15 protein-coding genes, 1 tRNA gene and 1 pseudogene are annotated in these 15335 nt (G+C 68.4%); 6 read left to right on the forward strand and 11 right to left on the reverse strand.

The genetic code is table 11. The annotated features are described in order from the left end of the window. The 8 genes and pseudogenes from C882_RS13085 to C882_RS13115 all read right to left on the reverse strand — a co-directional run. Positions 1-2384, reverse strand: a 2384-nt coding sequence (locus tag C882_RS13085; protein WP_236262685.1) for a beta strand repeat-containing protein, incomplete at its 3' end; no start/stop codon positions are given. 453 nt (positions 2385-2837) lie between these two features. Next, positions 2838-3506: pseudogene (locus C882_RS25815) on the reverse strand (DUF4347 domain-containing protein); the annotation flags it as partial. Between the two features lie 437 nt (positions 3507-3943). Then, entirely contained in the window at positions 3944-4447 is a 504-nt protein-coding gene (locus tag C882_RS13090; RefSeq protein WP_009541098.1) for a GNAT family N-acetyltransferase, read from the reverse strand. A 69-nt stretch (positions 4448-4516) separates the two neighbouring features. After that, positions 4517-5068 carry a phage tail protein gene (locus C882_RS13095; protein ID WP_009541099.1) on the reverse strand — a complete coding sequence of 184 codons (552 nt, stop codon included), beginning with the start codon at positions 5066-5068 and terminating at the stop codon, positions 4517-4519. Between the two features lie 15 nt (positions 5069-5083). Continuing rightward, positions 5084-5620, reverse strand: a complete 537-nt coding sequence (locus C882_RS13100; RefSeq protein ID WP_009541100.1) for a phage tail protein — start codon at positions 5618-5620, stop codon at positions 5084-5086. Between the two features lie 15 nt (positions 5621-5635). Continuing rightward, positions 5636-6172: a phage tail protein gene (locus C882_RS13105; protein ID WP_043645531.1), complete on the reverse strand. Its 537-nt coding sequence runs from the start codon at positions 6170-6172 to the stop codon at positions 5636-5638. 359 nt (positions 6173-6531) lie between these two features. After that, positions 6532-7263 (reverse strand): class I SAM-dependent methyltransferase, encoded by a 732-nt coding sequence (locus C882_RS13110; protein WP_009541102.1) that lies wholly within the window; start codon positions 7261-7263, stop codon positions 6532-6534. An 89-nt stretch (positions 7264-7352) separates the two neighbouring features. Continuing rightward, on the reverse strand, positions 7353-8204 hold the full coding sequence (locus tag C882_RS13115) for a hypothetical protein (RefSeq protein ID WP_009541103.1): 852 nt from the start codon (positions 8202-8204) through the stop codon (positions 7353-7355). 84 nt (positions 8205-8288) lie between these two features. On the opposite strand from C882_RS13115, the gene C882_RS23305 reads away from it, so the two are divergent. From C882_RS23305 to C882_RS13130, 3 genes are all read left to right on the forward strand, one after another. Then, a complete protein-coding gene (locus tag C882_RS23305; RefSeq protein ID WP_009541104.1) occupies positions 8289-8858 on the forward strand; it encodes a YdcF family protein in 570 nt (189 codons plus the stop codon). A gap of 72 nt (positions 8859-8930) precedes the next feature. Then, a complete protein-coding gene (locus tag C882_RS13125; RefSeq protein ID WP_009541105.1) occupies positions 8931-10160 on the forward strand; it encodes a CaiB/BaiF CoA transferase family protein in 1230 nt (409 codons plus the stop codon). 121 nt (positions 10161-10281) lie between these two features. Then, a complete protein-coding gene (locus C882_RS13130; RefSeq protein WP_160166791.1) occupies positions 10282-11268 on the forward strand; it encodes a nuclease-related domain-containing protein in 987 nt (328 codons plus the stop codon). Positions 11269-11294: 26 nt separating this feature from the next. Here C882_RS13130 and C882_RS13135 read toward each other — a convergent pair. Next, positions 11295-11368: transfer RNA gene (locus C882_RS13135), tRNA-Gly, on the reverse strand. Positions 11369-11552: 184 nt separating this feature from the next. Here C882_RS13135 and C882_RS13140 point away from each other — a divergent pair. Further along, the gene (locus C882_RS13140) at positions 11553-12518 is read left to right on the forward strand and encodes a radical SAM protein (RefSeq protein ID WP_009541107.1); all 966 of its coding nucleotides are present in this window, start codon (positions 11553-11555) and stop codon (positions 12516-12518) included. Between the two features lie 19 nt (positions 12519-12537). Here C882_RS13140 and gloB read toward each other — a convergent pair whose 3' ends face one another. Next, on the reverse strand, positions 12538-13308 hold the full coding sequence (gene gloB, locus C882_RS13145) for a hydroxyacylglutathione hydrolase (protein ID WP_009541108.1): 771 nt from the start codon (positions 13306-13308) through the stop codon (positions 12538-12540). 192 nt (positions 13309-13500) lie between these two features. On the opposite strand from gloB, the gene C882_RS23310 reads away from it, so the two are divergent. Further along, positions 13501-13791, forward strand: a complete 291-nt coding sequence (locus C882_RS23310; protein WP_009541109.1) for a hypothetical protein — start codon at positions 13501-13503, stop codon at positions 13789-13791. A 30-nt stretch (positions 13792-13821) separates the two neighbouring features. Next, positions 13822-14616 carry a class I SAM-dependent methyltransferase gene (locus C882_RS13155; protein WP_152415329.1) on the forward strand — a complete coding sequence of 265 codons (795 nt, stop codon included), beginning with the start codon at positions 13822-13824 and terminating at the stop codon, positions 14614-14616. 7 nt (positions 14617-14623) lie between these two features. Here the strand turns inward: C882_RS13155 and metW are convergent, their stop codons facing one another. Continuing rightward, the gene (gene metW, locus C882_RS13160; RefSeq protein ID WP_009541111.1) at positions 14624-15310 is read right to left on the reverse strand and encodes a methionine biosynthesis protein MetW; all 687 of its coding nucleotides are present in this window, start codon (positions 15308-15310) and stop codon (positions 14624-14626) included. Positions 15311-15335 lie beyond the last annotated feature (25 nt).

Below are 15335 nucleotides of genomic sequence, written 5' to 3' on the forward strand. Positions count from 1 at the left end.
GCGCCGTCGTTGACGGTGACCGCGATGGTCGCCGCATTGTCGCCGTTGACGTTGGAGGCGCCGGTGTACTGGATGTTGCTGGCGGTGTTCAGGAAGGTGTCGATGGCCGCCGCCGAGCCCTGGAGCGTCAGCGTGCCCGTCCCCGTGCCGCCCACCGTCACGCCGCCGCCCGTGGTGGCGGCCATGGTGCCGGCGCTGGCCGTCAGCGTCACCGTCAGGGTGTCGGAGGGATCGACGTCACCCAGCGTCACGGCCGTAAGGTCCAGGTTCGAGGCCACGTCCTCGGTCACCGTCACGTCCGACGGCAGGCCGGTCAGCGTCGGGTTGTCGTTCAGGTTGGTGACGTTGAGCGTGATGGTGCCCAGCGCCACGTCGCCGCCGCCGCCGGTGCCGGTGTTGCCGTTGTCCGTCACCGCCACCGTCAGGGTGTCGGTGCCGGCGTAGTTGGTGTTGCCGGTGTAGGTGATGTTGGTCGTGGTATCCAGGTAGGTGTTGAGGGCGCTGACGGTGCCCGTCAGGGTCAGCGCGGTTGCGCTGCCTCCCACTGTGACGCCGGCGACACCGGTGGCCGAAAGCGTGCCGTTGCTCACGCCCAGCTTGAGCGTCACCGTCGTGTCGCCGTCCACGTCCGACAGGGCCAGGGACGACAGGTCGATGTTGATGGCGGTTTCCTCGGGTGCCGCGATGGGGCCGGCGGGCAGGCCGGTGGCCGTCGGGTCGTCGTTCACCGCCGTGATGTCGATGTTGACGGTGCCGGCGTTGATGTCGCCGCTGCCCGCGCCGTCGTTGACGGTGACCGCGATGGTCGCCGCATTGTCGCCGTTGACGTTGGAGGCGCCGGTGTACTGGATGTTGCTGGCGGTGTTCAGGAAGGTGTCGATGTCCGACGCCAAGCCCGACAGCGTCAGCGTGCCCGTGCCCGTGCCGCCCACGGTCACCCCGCCGCCCGTGGTGGCGGCCATGGTGCCGGCGCTGGCGGTCAGCGTCACCGTCAGGGTGTCGGAGGGATCGACGTCACCCAGCGTCACGGCCGAGAGGTCCAGGTTCGAGCCCTGGTCCTCGGTCACCGTCACGTCCGACGGCAGGCCGGTCAGCGTGGGGTCGTCGTTCAGGTTGGTGACGTTGAGCGTGATGTTGCCCAGCGCCACGTCGCCGCCGCCGCCGGTGCCCGTGTTGCCGTTGTCGGTCACCGCCACCGTCAGGGTGTCGGCACCGACGTGGTTGGTGTTGCCGGTGTACTGGATGCGCGACGCGGTATCCAGATAGGCGTTGATGGCGCTGACGGTGCCCGTCAGGGTCATCGCGGTGCCCGTGCCCCCCACGGTCACTCCGCCGTCGGTGGAGGCCGCCAGGGTGCCGTTGGTCACGCCCAGCTTGAGCGTCACCGTCGTGTCGCCGTCCACGTCCGACAGCGTCAGGGCCGACAGGTCGATGTTGGTGGCGGTTTCCTCGGGCGCGGCGATGGGGCCGCCGGGCAGGCCCGTGGCCGTCGGGTCGTCGTTGACCGCCGTCACGCCGATGGTGCGGACGAGGTTGGGGTTGACCGTGTCGGCCGCGCCCGTGCCGACGGTGCCGCCGGAGTCGCGGACCGCGTTCAGCGTGAAGGTGCGGTTGCCGCCGGTGGGATTCTCGCTGGTGTTCTTGTAGGTGATGGCGTCGATGAACGACACCGCGTTGGCGGTGGACTGGCCCGTGCCGAAGGTCACCGTCACCGTGCCGCCGGAGATGCTGACGTTGTGGCCGCTCACCGTGCCGCCGCTGCCGTTCAGGGCGAAGTCCTGGCCGCCGATGGTCACCACCTCGGACGCGGCGTCCTGCAGGCCGCCGACGGAGAAGGCGAAGGAACTGACGGTCTGGGTGCTTTCGATGGTGGAGATGCTGTCCAGGTTGAACAGCTGCTGCGCCGCGCCGCCCTCGGTGAAGCCGCCGGTGGGCTGGCTGGCATTGGCGCTGACGGTGGGCGCATCGTTGATATCGGTGATGTCCAGGTTCACGGTGCCCGCGTTCACGACGGGGCTGCCGGCGTTGTCCTGAACCGTGACGGTGACGGTGGCGGCGTTGTCGCCGCTGACGTTGCTGGCGCCGGTGTACTGGATGTTGGACGCCGTGTTCAGGTAGGTGTCGATGTTGGCGGCCGTGCCGGTGAGGGTGAGGGTGCCCGTGGTCGACCCGCCGACGGTGACACTGCCGCCGCTGGAAGCGGTCATTGTGCCCGAGTTGGCCGTCAGGGTGACCGTGAGGATATCGGCGGCATCGTCGTCGCTCACCGTGGCCGCCGAAAGGTCGAGGTTGCTCGCCGTTTCCTCGGTCACCGCTACATCGGTCGGCAGGCCGGCGACGGTGGGATTGGCGTTTCCGCCGAGCAAGTTGATCGTATACGTCATAACAGAATGAGAACCGCCAACTTGGGTGCCGCTAGCGTAACTGACCCGTATTGTGTCCGCGTCGACTCGTATCATGCTCGCGCTGCCGGACGTCAAGTTCGACGGGCCAGACACCAGGCTGAGGGAGTCGATGCCCACAAAATTCGTTCCAGACAAATTCACAAAGAATGCTGATCCATTTGCGATGCCAGAGCTTGCCGCTAGGGTCCATGTCACGGTCCCCTGGGACGCATTCACGCTATCGACGTCCATGGTCCACTGGCCATTAGTGAATTCGTCGGGATTACCTATGGTGTAGGTCCCGATGGGTTGACCATTGGCGGACCCATCATCGAAAACGAATTGCACCGATCCACCGGTGAGGTCCAGCACGTCGCCGAAGTGCGCGACGGCGATTTCCGACGTTTCGATCGCGCCTCGCGCGACCTCCAGGTCCCAATCGCCCCCAAGGTTCGCCGCGCCGGTCCGGTCGTCGGACGCGGCGACGTCGGCGCCCGTCGCCGCCGACAGTTCCGCCAGAAACTCCTGACCACCGGCATCGGCGCCGACCATGCATCCGTACAGCATGATGTCGCCGGTTTCGGCCAGGGCCTTGCCCAGCGCGGCGAGATCAGCAGCGCGGCCGGTCAGATTTTCCGACGTCAGCGTCACAGTACCAAGACGAATGGTGCCCTCGGCCCCGTGAGAGAGGACATGAACGGCGTCATACCCGCTTCGTCCTTCTGCCCAAGCCGCCATCTGCGCCAGCCCGTCCTGACCCGCCTCCAGGACCACAACTTCCAGACCGTCACGAACGGCGTTCGCCAAAACCTGATGGTCCTCCACACCGGCATCGATGAAGACGACCTCCCGCCGCTCGTCCTTTTCGCCCGGCGGCTGATGGGCGCGCGCCGCCGCGTCCAGTGCGGCATCGACAGCACCATCATGGTTATCGGCGGTCCCGTCGTGTTCGGCCGCCACGGCCTCGGCCGTCGCCTCGCGCACGGCGTCCACGCCCGTGGCGGCGCCGGCGGCGTCGAACATGTAGCGCGGTTCCAGCGCGATGGCGATTGGCGCGGCGTGGGACATCATGCTGTCCTTCAGGCGGCGGGCGGCGCGGGTGGGCTTGACGATCTGGTTCATGGCGGCTGGGACCCTTGCTGATTGTTCCGGTTCCGATGAAACCGGCTCCCCTGTATTTCCCCTGGTGCCGCGGCACCCTGCCCCGCGGCCGGCATCTGTTCTTGCGTTGCCGGCGGCCTACCGCCGGTGGAATGGCCTGTCGTCCTGCTCGCGCACGCGCCCCGGCCAGGGACGCCCATGCGCAAGGACCGTCGGCGCGAGGGCCACGGTCCCTTGAAATCTTGTCTGGCCGGCGGATACCGCCAAGACAGTTGCGCGAATAGACAGATTCGCGCGCGCCGCGACCAAACTTACGTTACCTTGAATCGCTGCGCGCATCCATAGGTTTAAAATAGTATGCAGAAGGCGTGCGGCCTGGAAAACCAGGATGAACGGCATAGCGGCGCCTACGACCAAATGCGCGGCCGGGGCTGGCGGGCCGCGATCGCGGCGGCCGGTCAATGCGGCAGGGCGCGCCATTCCATCGCCAGGCGGAGGCCGTCGTCCCCCACCGTGCGGAAGCCCAGGCGCTCGTACAGGCGTCGGGCCGGATTGTGCCCGATGACGTGCAGGCGCACCGCCTGGCCGCGCCCGGCGGCGGCGTCCATGACGGCCCGCAGGATGGCGCCGCCGTGCCCGCGCCCGCGCAGGCCGGGGATGATGACGATATCCAGGACCAGGATCGCGTCGTTCCGTTGGTGCAGGCACAGGCGGCCGGCGCCCTGGCCGTCGTGTTCCAGAATGTCCATGGATGCGCCGGGATAGGCGGCGCGGTAGTGGTGCGTCTGGGCCCTGGCCTGCTGGTCCATCAGCATGCGCCAATGGCTTGCGTCGCCGGGGAAGAAGGCCCGCTCCGCCTCCCGCGCGCTGGACATGAGGGAAACCAGGAAGGGCATGTCGTCCTGGTCGCGCTGGGGCCGCAAACGGAATCCGGCCACCTGGCCGTCGGGAAAAACATGCATCGGTGCAAGCCTGCTGGGGGGGATGGCGGAGCATCGGCGGCCGGATGACCCGGCCGCCGACCTTGGTGCTTAGTCTCTCGGGGGGTAAGCGCCGTTAATCGCGATGAACCACGCCATCACGCTGAAGGGCTGCACGTTGTAGTGCCCGGCCCCGCCGCCGGCGGGGCTGATGATGCCGCCGCCCATCTGCTGGTCGGGCGGCTGGGTGGAGTAGGCCTGGAAGGGCGTCACGCTCCCGAACGAACTCGCATTCCCCTGCGCCAGGAGGGTGGTGTTGGCCGGCGTCGACGTCCCGCCGTTCGCCGCCACCGCTTCCACGGTGTGGTTGTGCGCCGGCACCTGGTCCAGCGTCAGGGTCACCATCTCCTGCCCGCCGGGCTGGCCCTGCGGAAACGGGGTGCCGCTGTGAGGGTCGGTGCCCGCCCCGAGCGCGCAGCGCCCGCGCAGGTCCGGCAGTTGGAAGTTGGTCGTCCCGTTACCGCCGAAGGTGGTTCCGATCAGGCTGAACAGTGCCTGATTGCCATTTATCGGCAGCGTCTGGCCATCGCAACGCAGCCAGCCCTGCGGGGTTTGATTGTACGGATAGAGGGCGAGTTCGCCGAGAAACGGTTCAGTAGGCATGGTGTTCCACCTTCCTTAAGAGCGCGAGGGGTAGATGCCGTCGACACAGATGCAGAACTGTACCGGGAGGTACGGCGCCATGTTCGGGTGAGCGTTGGCATAGCCGGTCGAGCCGTCGCCGCCGACGCTGCTGATCATCTGCGCTCCCATGGCCACCTTGCCCGTCGCCGGCGCGTTGATGTAAAGGTTCCCGCCCTCGGCGAAGACGTTGCCTGTCGGCGACTTGACGTCCGCGGCAGTCGTCGACGCGGTCATCGCATGGGTGTGCGGCGGGACCTGAGAGGAACCCAGGGCCACGTTCTCGAAGCCAACATCCTGGCCGATCGAGCGCGGCGTCAGCCCGGGACCAACCCCCGTGCCCATGGCAACATGCCCGCGCATCTCCGGAAGCTGGAAGTTCGTCGTGCCGTTACCGCCATAGGTGATGCCGATAATGGAGTAGAGCGCGGTGTACTGCTGGATCGAAAGCAGTTGCCCCTCGCACGCCATCCAGTTGTAGGGGGCGAAGCCGTACGGAAGCAGGCGGATTTCGCCGATATAGGCATAAGACATGGTACAACCCCCTTCCTAGGACCACGACGGGTAAGTGCCGACCGTGGCAATGATGTAGCTCATCGCCACGGTGGGCTGCATGTTCACGTGCGACTGGCCGCCGCCGTTGGAATTGGTCACCGCCGCGGCGTTCAGCGCGACGTTGGTGGCCCCGTTCTTGTAGATGTTCGCCCCATTGGCCGGCACCGTGCCCGGGTAGGCGTTCTGCGGCGAGTCCGCGGTGGCCTCCGCTGCGGCGTGGGCCATCACCTGGTGGGTGTGGGCCGGGTACTGGCTGGTGGTCACCGTCACGGTCTCAAAGCCGCCTTTCTGGCCCACGGAGTAGTCGGTTCCCTGGTTCCCGTAGACCTGCCCCGGATGGATGTTCATGCGGCCGCGATAGTCCGGCAGCCCGAAGGTCGTCACGCCATCGCCCCCGAAACTGGTCCCGAGAAGCGAAAACAGTGCCGTGTTGGTGGAGATGTTCAGAAGCTGCCCGTTGCACAGCTCCCAGCCGTGGGGCGCATAGTTGCCGGCGAACAGCCGGACCTCGCCCAAGTAAGGATCACTCATGAGGATACCCCCCTTCGTTTCAATCGCGCCTCCCGCGGAGGAGGCAGTGACCGAAGCATGGTACCTGGGGGTGCATTATTGGCACATACCTAAAGTTGTCTTTGTAGGCGTAAAGATTTCTGGACACGAAAGTAGAAACACCTTCTACTGGGGGGCTTAGCAGTACCGCAACCCGTGGTAAGTCGCGGATGGATCGATCTGGGTTGCATGATCTTCTACTGCCTTCGTCTTAGGCGGGGCCTTTTCCGAAGCTCAGGGTACTGTCCTTCCCTCGTCCGTTCGCCCAGACAAGACAAGACCCCCTTCGACCTGCGTCGAAGGGGGTCTTGGCGTTTGGGCGGGAGCACCCCAGGATGCGGTCAGATCCCGCGGGCGTGGGCGTGCAGGTCCCAGTCCTCGCGCCGCTCCTTGCACAGGACGGTGACGCGGGTGGGCTGGTCGAACAGCCAGCCGTCGTCCTCTTCGGTGCGCCGCCCCAGGTCCTCGAAGCGGCGGCGCAGGTCGCCTTCCCGGGCGTCGAAGCGGGCCTCGCGCTCTGTGTTGACCGAAACGATGCGGTCGCGGAAAGCCTCGAAGCTTTTCAGGCGCACCACGTGAATGAACACCGTCTCGCGCTCGACGTGCAGGCCGGCGCGGTGGGCGTCGTGCAGGGCCCGCCACGCCTGGGCGCGCACCTCGCGCTCGTCGTCGACCGCCTTGCACAGGTCGTAGAACGGCCCCTGCGCCAGCGGTTCCGAACAGTATACCCGCCCGCCCGACCGCAGCACGCGGGCGGCCTCGGCCATGGCGGTGTCCATGTGTTGGGGCGGAACGTGGTGCAGGCTGTTGAAGAACACCACCGCGTCCATGGTTCCGGCCAGCACGGGCAGCGCCTCGGCCACCCCGTCGATGATGGCGACGCCGTCCACCGGCTCGGCGGCGCGGGCCTTGTCGAGCTGGCGCGGGCTGCACTCCACGCCGATCACGCGGGCGGCGCCGGCGCGGCGGATAGCGCGGGCCAAGCCGCCGTCGCCGCAACCGACGTCAACCACGGCCCGGTCCTCCAATTCCAGGGACTCGAAAAGAACGTCGCGGCTGTTCTTGTATTCCATGGCTTCACCAGACTGTCCGGACACGGCGGGCGCGGGCCGGGACGGGCCGCCGCCAAACCCTCATGATGCGCCGAAACGGCGCCCGGATGCTAGAAAAGTTCAGGCCGTTCGGGCCGGTAGGAGACCTTGTTCGCCCGCTCGAAGGCGTTGACGTAGGCCACCAGCTCGCGCCGGCGGTCCATGGCGGCCTGCACCTGGGCCGGCGTGATCGGCGGACCGGAGATGCGGTTCTCCTCCACCATGGCCTTGATGCGCTCCAGGAACATGCGCACGTTCACGGCCTCGATCAGGTCGGCGCAGAAGTGGATGAAGGTGTCGTAGCGCACGCTTTTCTTGGGCTTGGGCGGGTGGTGCACCGACACCGCGAACGACCCCGTGCGCCCGCCCCGGCGCTCCAGGATGGCGGCGCGGTGATAGCTGGAAAAGGGCGTGAACACGACCGCCGTCTGGCTGTCGTGCTGCACCACGAATTCCTCGTCGCGGCCGAACAGGGTCTGGCTGACGCGGCGCACCAGCTGTTCGTTGATGTCGCCGCCCTGGGCCAGCGCCTCCAGCGCGTCGATGTGGCGCGAGGTGTTGGTGGAGAACAGCGTGGTGCCGGCGTGGTGCAGCGACACCCAGCTTTCCGGCACGAACTTCCGCTCGTACGATGACTGGCGGTTCTCCCACTTGTCCGCCCAATCGACGGCGTCGTCCTTGCGGAAGACCAGGGGATTGCGGGTGAACGTTTCCACCACCATGGCCGCGCAGCGCAGGGTGGAGGGGATGTTCTGTCCGCGCACAACCACCGTCTCGGTCACGTCGGGAGCCTTCAGCGTCATGGCGATGCGGTTGGACCGAATGGACATCGCCGCCGCGTTCCCCTCCGACCCGGCGTCGAAGGAGAAGCTGTGGACGGTGGTCTTTTCACGGAACAGCGTGATGCCGGTGACGGAGGCCATCTCTTGGCTCGAAGGACTTTATACTGCGGCCGGGCGCGACCGGGGTTGCGAGGCGAGCGCCGATCATGGAGGCTCTACTACCAAATGTCCATGACTGATGCGCCGCCTAACCGCGTTTCCCTTGGGGATTTTCCGACCGCCGACGTGATCGTGGTGCTGGGCGCCGCCGTGCGGCCCGACGGAACGCCCTCGGCCGCGCTTTTGCGCCGCGCCGACCACGCCGGCGCCCTGTGGCGGGCAGGCCGTGCACCGGTGGTGCTGGCCAGCGGCGGACAGGCGTCCGGGCCGGCCGACGCGCCGACGGAAGCGCACCTCATCGCCATGCACCTGACCGCCGATCACGGCCTTCCGCCCACGGCCGTCCTGCGCGAGGACGCGGCGCGCAACACGCTTGAGAACGCCGCCTTCTGCCTGACCGAGATGAAGCGGCGCGGCTGGCGCTGCGCCCTGGTGGTGACCGACGGACCGCACATGCCGCGGGCGCTGTGGTGCTTCCGCACGCTGGCCCGGCGGCGGCGGCTGGCGGTGACGCTCGTCCCCGCCCCGGCGCCGGCGCCCGGCCGCTTCGGCCCGGGCTGGTGGGCGGCGGTGGCCTGGGAGGCGGCCGCCCTGCCCGTCTATGCCTGGCGCCTGTGGCGGGCCGGCGGCGGATAGCTTGCGCGGGCGTTGCGGATACGGGCAAGATCGCCCGCCCCGGACCCACACACCGCCCAAGGACCCTCCGCCATGACCGCCGATCCCGCCGCCGATCCCGCCCCCGCGCCCCTGCCGCTTGCGGGCGTGCGCGTGCTGGACTGCGCCACCTTCATCGCAGCACCCTACACCGCCGCGATCCTGGCGGAGTTCGGGGCGGAGGTCATCAAGGTGGAGCAGCCGGGCACTGGCGACCCCTTCCGCCGCTTCGGCACCATGACCGATCGCGGCGACAGCCTCGCCTGGCTGTCGGAGGCGCGCAACAAGCGCTCGGTGACGCTCAACCTGCGCGACCCGAAGGGAGCGAAGCTGTTCCGCCAGATGGCGCGCGAGGCCGACGTGGTGTGCGAGAACTTCCGCCCCGGCACCATGGAAAAATGGGGCCTGGGGTGGGAGGACCTGCGCGCCGTCAACCCCCGACTGGTCATGCTGCGGGTCACCGGCTACGGCCAGGACGGCCCCTATGCCCAGCGCCCCGGCTTCGCCCGCATCGCCCATGCCGTCGGCGGGCTGACGCACCTGGCCGGAATGCCCGACGGGCCGCCGGTGACGCCGGGCTCGACGTCTCTGGGGGACTACATGACGGGGCTTTATGGCGCGGTGGGCGTGCTGGTGGCGCTGCGGCACGCGCAGGCCACGGGGAAGGGCCAGATGATCGACATCGGCCTGTATGAAAGCGTCTTCCGCGTGCTCGATGAACTGGCCCCGCGCTATGCCTGGGAAGGCACGGTGCGCGGGGCGGAGGGCGTGGCGACGCTCAACGCCTGCCCGCACGGCCACTTCGAATGCGCCGACGGGGCGTGGGTGGCGATCGCGTGCACCAACGACAAGATGTTCGCCCGCCTCGCCAGGGCCATGACGCGCCCCGACCTGGGCGAACGCTTCGCCGCGGTCGCCGACCGCCTGGCTCACCGCGAGGAGGTGGAAGGCGCCGTCACCGCCTGGACCCGCACCCACACCCGTGCGGCCGTCATGGAGGCGTGCCTGGCCGAGGAGGTTCCGGCGGGCAGCATCAACACCATCGCCGACATCTTCGAAGACCCCCACTTCGCCGCGCGCGGCAACCTTCACCGCGCGGTGGAGGCGAGCTTAGGCGGCCGCGAGGTGGTGGTGCCCAACGTGGTCCCCCGCCTCTCCGACACGCCCGGCCGGGTTGAAAGCCTTGGGCCGGAACTGGGGGAGGGCAACGCCGAGATCTACGGCAAGCTCTGCGGCCTGACGGACGAGGAACTGGCGATGTATCGCAAGAAGGGGGTGATCTGACGCCGACCGTCGACCGCCCTGGCCCCTCCGACCCATGACGTTCGTCTGGTTGCGACTCGCCAGCCATGCCCGTAATAAACGAGCCGAGGCGCGAGGACGAAGTGGACGAGGCGACATGATTTTGAAGGAACTCGACAATGTGCCCGCCGCCGACCGGTTTTCGGTGGCGGGGCACAAGGCGGAGAAGGCTTTGGCCTTCTACCTGAAGCGCGGATTTGGCCGGGACAAAAAGTTCCACGTGCTGAACGGCATCCGGTTGGAGCATGACGACGACGCCGTCCAGATCGACCACCTGATCCTGCACCCCTACGGCTTCATTATCGTGGAGAGCAAGAGCGTCCACGACACCGTCCATATCGACCGTCACGGCCATTGGTGCCGCACCTTCAAGGGCCAGCGCAAGGGAATGGGCTCGCCTATCCTCCAGGCGGAACGACAAACGGATTTTCTGAAGGACATCTTTGAGGACCGGCGCGAGGAGGTGATAGGCACCCTTTTCGGTATTCAGCAGGGACTTGGCGGACGGACCTACGACGTCCTCGTCGCCATCTCGGACAACGGCCGAATCACCTGCGAGCGGGGCGCCCTCGATCCGCGCATCTGCAAGGCCGACGAGGTGGTCGATCGCGTGCGCAGCATATACAAGGGATACAAGCCAAGCTTGAGCCTGCTCGACAGTCGTCCGAAGTTCCGCCTCGCAGACATGGACAGCATCGCCACCTTCCTGGTGGAAAATCACCGCCCCGTCGGCACCGATGCGCCCCCGGTGGTGGAGCCTTCGCCCTGGCCTGGTTTCGGTCTGCGGTCGGAGCCGGAATTGGCGCCGGAGACGCCGCGCCGGCCGGCCAAAACTCCGCCAGAACCAACCCACACCTGCGGCAAGTGCGGTGACGGCGGGGACCTGCGCATTCTCTGGGGGCCGTACGGCTACTACTTCAAGTGCGGCGCCTGCGGCGGCAACACGAAGGCGCAGGCCACCTGCGGGGCCTGCGGCAAGCCGGCCCGGGTGCGCAAGCAGGGCCGCGCGTTCTTCGCCGAATGCCAGGCCTGCGGGACCTCGCGCGCCTACTTCTCCAACCCGCCGGAAGACGCCGACGCGGCGGAGTGACTTGGGCTGCAATGTCAGGGGAACGTTGGAGCGGGTGAGGGGAATCGAACCCCCGTCGTCAGCTTGGGAAGCTGCTGCTCTACCATTGAGCTACACCCGCGTCCGGCGCGGCATCGCGCGGCAGGGACACAGTTATAGGCGCAGCCGCGCCGCCGCGCAAGAGGGCGCGTGGCAACGGAAAATTCGCAATCCCACACGCAGCCGTGAATTGCGCCGGGCGGTCCGGGCCCCCATGGTGTTCGTAATCAGAAACACACCGACGACCGCCAGCCAGGGAGCCGCCCGTGCCCGACGACGGCCGCAAGACCGACCTTCATTCCGCCGGCCCAGCGCCGCACAAGTTTTCCGACCCAAGCGTCACCGCCAAGGGCGAAACCCGTGCCACCGTGACCCTGGAGCGCCTGGATACGCTCTGGATCAACACCGGCACGCTCTGCAACATCGAGTGCGCCCACTGCTACATCGAAAGCAGCCCCAGGAACGACCACCTGGCCTACATCACCACCGCCGAGCTGATGCCGTACCTGGCGGAGGCCCGCCGCCTGGACATGGGCACCACCGAGATCGGGTTCACCGGCGGCGAGCCGTTCATGAACCCCGACATGATCGAGATGCTCGACGCGGTGCTGACCGCGGGCCATCGCGCGCTGGTCCTGACCAACGCCATGAAGCCCATGACGCACAAGCGGGCCGACCTCCTGGACCTGCGGGACCGCTTCGGCGATGCCCTGGAGCTGCGCGTTTCGCTGGACCACTTTTCCGCCCTCCACCATGAGGAGGAACGCGGCCCCGGCACCTTCGCCACCGCCATGGATGGCCTGAAGTGGCTGTCGGACGAGGGCTTTTCCATCGCCGTCGCCGGCCGCACGCGCTGGGGCGAGCCGCTGGAGGCCGAGCGCGCGGGCTATGCCGACCTGTTTGCGCGCGAGGGCATCCGCATCGACGCCAGTGATCCGGCGCGGCTGGTGCTGTTCCCGGAAATGGATGAAAGCGCCGACGTGCCCGAGATCACCACCGCCTGCTGGGGCATCCTGGGCAAGACACCGTCGGACGTGATGTGCGCGTCGTCCCGCATGATCGTCAAGCGCAAGGGCGCCGAGCGGCCGGCCGTGGTCGCCTGCACCCTGCTGCCCTACGATCCGCGCTTCGAACTGGGCGCGACGCTGCAGGGCAGCGAGAAGACGGTGCCCCTCAACCACCCCCACTGCGCCCGGTTCTGCGTGCTCGGCGGAGCAAGCTGCAGCGCCTGAGCAGGGCCGCGCCCCAGCGTCAGAAGCTGTCCTTGCGCGCCCGCACCTCGGCGAAGACCCGCTCCGGCGGCGCGCCAGCCAAGCCCAGCTTGTCGGCGAGCGCCGGGTCGTCGGCGCGCAGAAAGGGGTTGGCCGCTTTCTCCACGCCCAGAAGCGACGGCACGGTGGGGCGGTTCTCGGCGCGCAGGCGCTCGATCTCGGTGCCGAGGTCGCGCAGCACCGTGTTGTCCGGGTCCACCGACAGGCTGAAGCGCAGGTTGGCCTGGGTGTACTCGTGGGCGCAGTAGACGCGCGTGTCGTCGGGCAGCGCGCGCAGCTTGGACAAGCTGTCCCAGAACTGCTCCGGCGTGCCCTCGAACATGCGGCCGCAGCCCAGCGAGAAGATGGTGTCGCCGCAGAACAGGGCGTCGCTGTCCTCGAACCAGTAGGCAATGTGCCCGCTGGTGTGCCCCGGCACGTCGAAGACGCGCGCCTCGGCCTCGCCCAGGCGGACCGTCTCGCCCTCGCCCACCTCGACGTCGATGCCGGGGATGCGTCCGGCGTCGGCGCGCGGACCGACGATGGTGCAGCCGGTGGCCTGCTTGATCTCCAGGTTGCCGCCGGTGTGGTCTCCGTGGTGGTGGGTGTTGAGGATGTGCGTCAGCCGCCAGCCGCGGCGCTCCAGCGCCTCCATCACCGGGGCGACCACGGCGGGGTCCACCACCGCCGTCGCCTGCGTTTCGGGATCATGGGCCAGATAGACGTAGTTGTCGTTCAGGACCGGGATCTGCACGATTTCCAGGCGGGACACTTAAGGCCTCCTTGGCTGGTTGGGTCGGGTTCCTTGCCTCACACCCTATCAACGCATGCCGCCCGCGTCAGGCCCCGCCGCCACCGGCCGCCGCGATCGAAGGGCGGAGCGAAAGTCCTCATGGATATTGTGACCGCCATCAATGCCCCCACGCGCGGCCCGGGTGTACTCTGGGCCGTGGAGGATAACGCCATGTTGAACGATCGCACTTTGCAAGCCCTGCGGCTGCGGGGATTTACCGTACAGGAGATCCTGCAGATCGAACGCCTCGCGCACGAGGCCTCGCACCATCGCAAGGCGTTGCGCGACCCGTCGCGCCGGAAGCTGGACACCGAGGCCGTGATGCACGCCGCCGCCGGCGGCGACCCGCTGGCGGCCAAGCTGGCGCCGCTGCTGCGGGACCGCCGCAGCATCCGCGTCGATCATGCGCTGGTGCGGGCGTCCATCGTGCTGGGCGAACGGCTGCGCGCCGACATGCTGTGAGACGCGGCCCGACGTGGTAAGCTCGGCGTCATGTGGATGGACGTCGTCGACCTGCGGGATTTCTATGACGGCAGCCTGGGGCAGGTGTCGCGCCGGCTGCTGCAACGCCGACTGCGCGCCATCTGGCCAGACACGCGGGGGATGCGCGTGCTGGGCGTGGGATTCGCCACGCCCTTCCTCGGCCCCTTCCTTGACGGCAGCGAGCGCGTGCTGGCGGCCATGCCGGGTGCCCAGGGCGTCATGCGCTGGCCGGCCGACGGCGCCAACCGGGTCATGCTGGCCGACGAGGCGGAACTGCCCCTGCCCGACCGCTCCATCGACCGCCTCGTCATCGCCCACGGGCTTGAGCATACCGAGCACATGCGCGCCATGATGCGCGAATGCTGGCGCGTCCTGACCGACGGCGGGCGCATGATCATCGTCGCGCCCAACCGGCGCGGCATCTGGGCCCGGATGGAGCGCACGCCCTTCGGCACCGGCCGCCCCTACTCGGAAAGCCAGATCACGCGGCTGTTGCGCGACACCATGTTCACGCCGCTGGAGGTGGGGGCGGCCCTCTACATGCCGCCGGTGCGATGGCGGGTGGCGCTGGCCTGGGCCCGCCCGCTGGAGGACCTGCTCGGCCGCTGGCGCTGGCCCGATGCGTTCGCCGGCGTGCTGGTGGTGGAGGCCGCCAAGCAGATCTACGCCGCCCCCACCCACAAGCTCGCCGAACGCCGGCGCGCCTATGCGGTGGTGCCCAACCCCTTCCGCAACGGACACCGCGGCGGCGCCCGCCCCGCCGGCGTGCGGCGCGACCGGATGCCGAACGACGAGGAGGTGTAGAGGCCCCTTATTTCCGCCGCAGCAGGAACAGCGCCTGTTCGGCCATCAGGTTGGCGAGGGAGCCGTCGGCGGACAGGCGGCTCTTGCGGCCCTGGCTGTCCAGCGCATAGGCCGCCTCCACCGTCACCCCCAGTTCGCGGCACAGGTCGCGGAAGTCGCGGATGGTGCACAGGTGGATGTTGGGCGTCGCCCACCACTGCGACGGCAGGCAGCGCGACACCGGCATGCGCCCCTGCGTGACCAGGTGCAGCCGGTTGCGCCAGTAGCCGAAATTGGGGAATGACACGATGGCGCGGTGCCCGATGCGCAGCAGGTCCTCCAGCACACCGCGCGGGTTGCGCGTGGCCTGCAGCGTCTGGGACAGGATGGCGTAGTCGAAGGCGCCGGCCGGGTAGTCCTTGAGGTCGGTGTCGGCGTCGCCCTGGATCACCGACAGCCCCTGCGCCACCGCCGCCTGCACGCCGTCCATGGACAACTCGATGCCGCGCCCGTCGACGCGCTTGGTCTGCCACAGGTAGGACAAGAGCGTGCCGTCCTCGCAGCCGACGTCAAGCACGCGGCTTTCCGGCGCCACCAGGCTGGCGATGAGCTGAAGGTCGACGCGGATGCCGGCGTTGGCGCCCGGCGGCGCGCCAGCGGCGGCGACCGTGCCGGCCTGGGCGACCGTCTGGTTGGCGGTGTCGATGTGCGTCATGGCGGTGTCTTCCCTCCGGCCGCGG

The sequence above is a fragment of the Caenispirillum salinarum AK4 genome, assembly GCF_000315795.1.
GTDB lineage: Bacteria > Pseudomonadota > Alphaproteobacteria > Rhodospirillales > Rhodospirillaceae > Caenispirillum > Caenispirillum salinarum.

Coding starts and splice junctions, on each gene's coding strand:
- C882_RS13090 (WP_009541098.1), bottom strand. CDS start 4,447: ATGCATGTTTTTCCCGACGGCCAGGTGGCCGGATTCCGTTTGCGGCCC.
- C882_RS13105 (WP_043645531.1), bottom strand. CDS start 6,172: ATGAGTGATCCTTACTTGGGCGAGGTCCGGCTGTTCGCCGGCAACTAT.
- C882_RS23310 (WP_009541109.1), top strand. CDS start 13,501: ATGTTGAACGATCGCACTTTGCAAGCCCTGCGGCTGCGGGGATTTACC.
- C882_RS13110 (WP_009541102.1), bottom strand. CDS start 7,263: ATGGAATACAAGAACAGCCGCGACGTTCTTTTCGAGTCCCTGGAATTG.
- C882_RS13095 (WP_009541099.1), bottom strand. CDS start 5,068: ATGCCTACTGAACCGTTTCTCGGCGAACTCGCCCTCTATCCGTACAAT.
- C882_RS13100 (WP_009541100.1), bottom strand. CDS start 5,620: ATGTCTTATGCCTATATCGGCGAAATCCGCCTGCTTCCGTACGGCTTC.
- C882_RS23305 (WP_009541104.1), top strand. CDS start 8,289: ATGTCCATGACTGATGCGCCGCCTAACCGCGTTTCCCTTGGGGATTTT.
- C882_RS13125 (WP_009541105.1), top strand. CDS start 8,931: ATGACCGCCGATCCCGCCGCCGATCCCGCCCCCGCGCCCCTGCCGCTT.
- C882_RS13115 (WP_009541103.1), bottom strand. CDS start 8,204: ATGGCCTCCGTCACCGGCATCACGCTGTTCCGTGAAAAGACCACCGTC.
- metW (WP_009541111.1), bottom strand. CDS start 15,310: ATGACGCACATCGACACCGCCAACCAGACGGTCGCCCAGGCCGGCACG.
- C882_RS13155 (WP_152415329.1), top strand. CDS start 13,822: ATGTGGATGGACGTCGTCGACCTGCGGGATTTCTATGACGGCAGCCTG.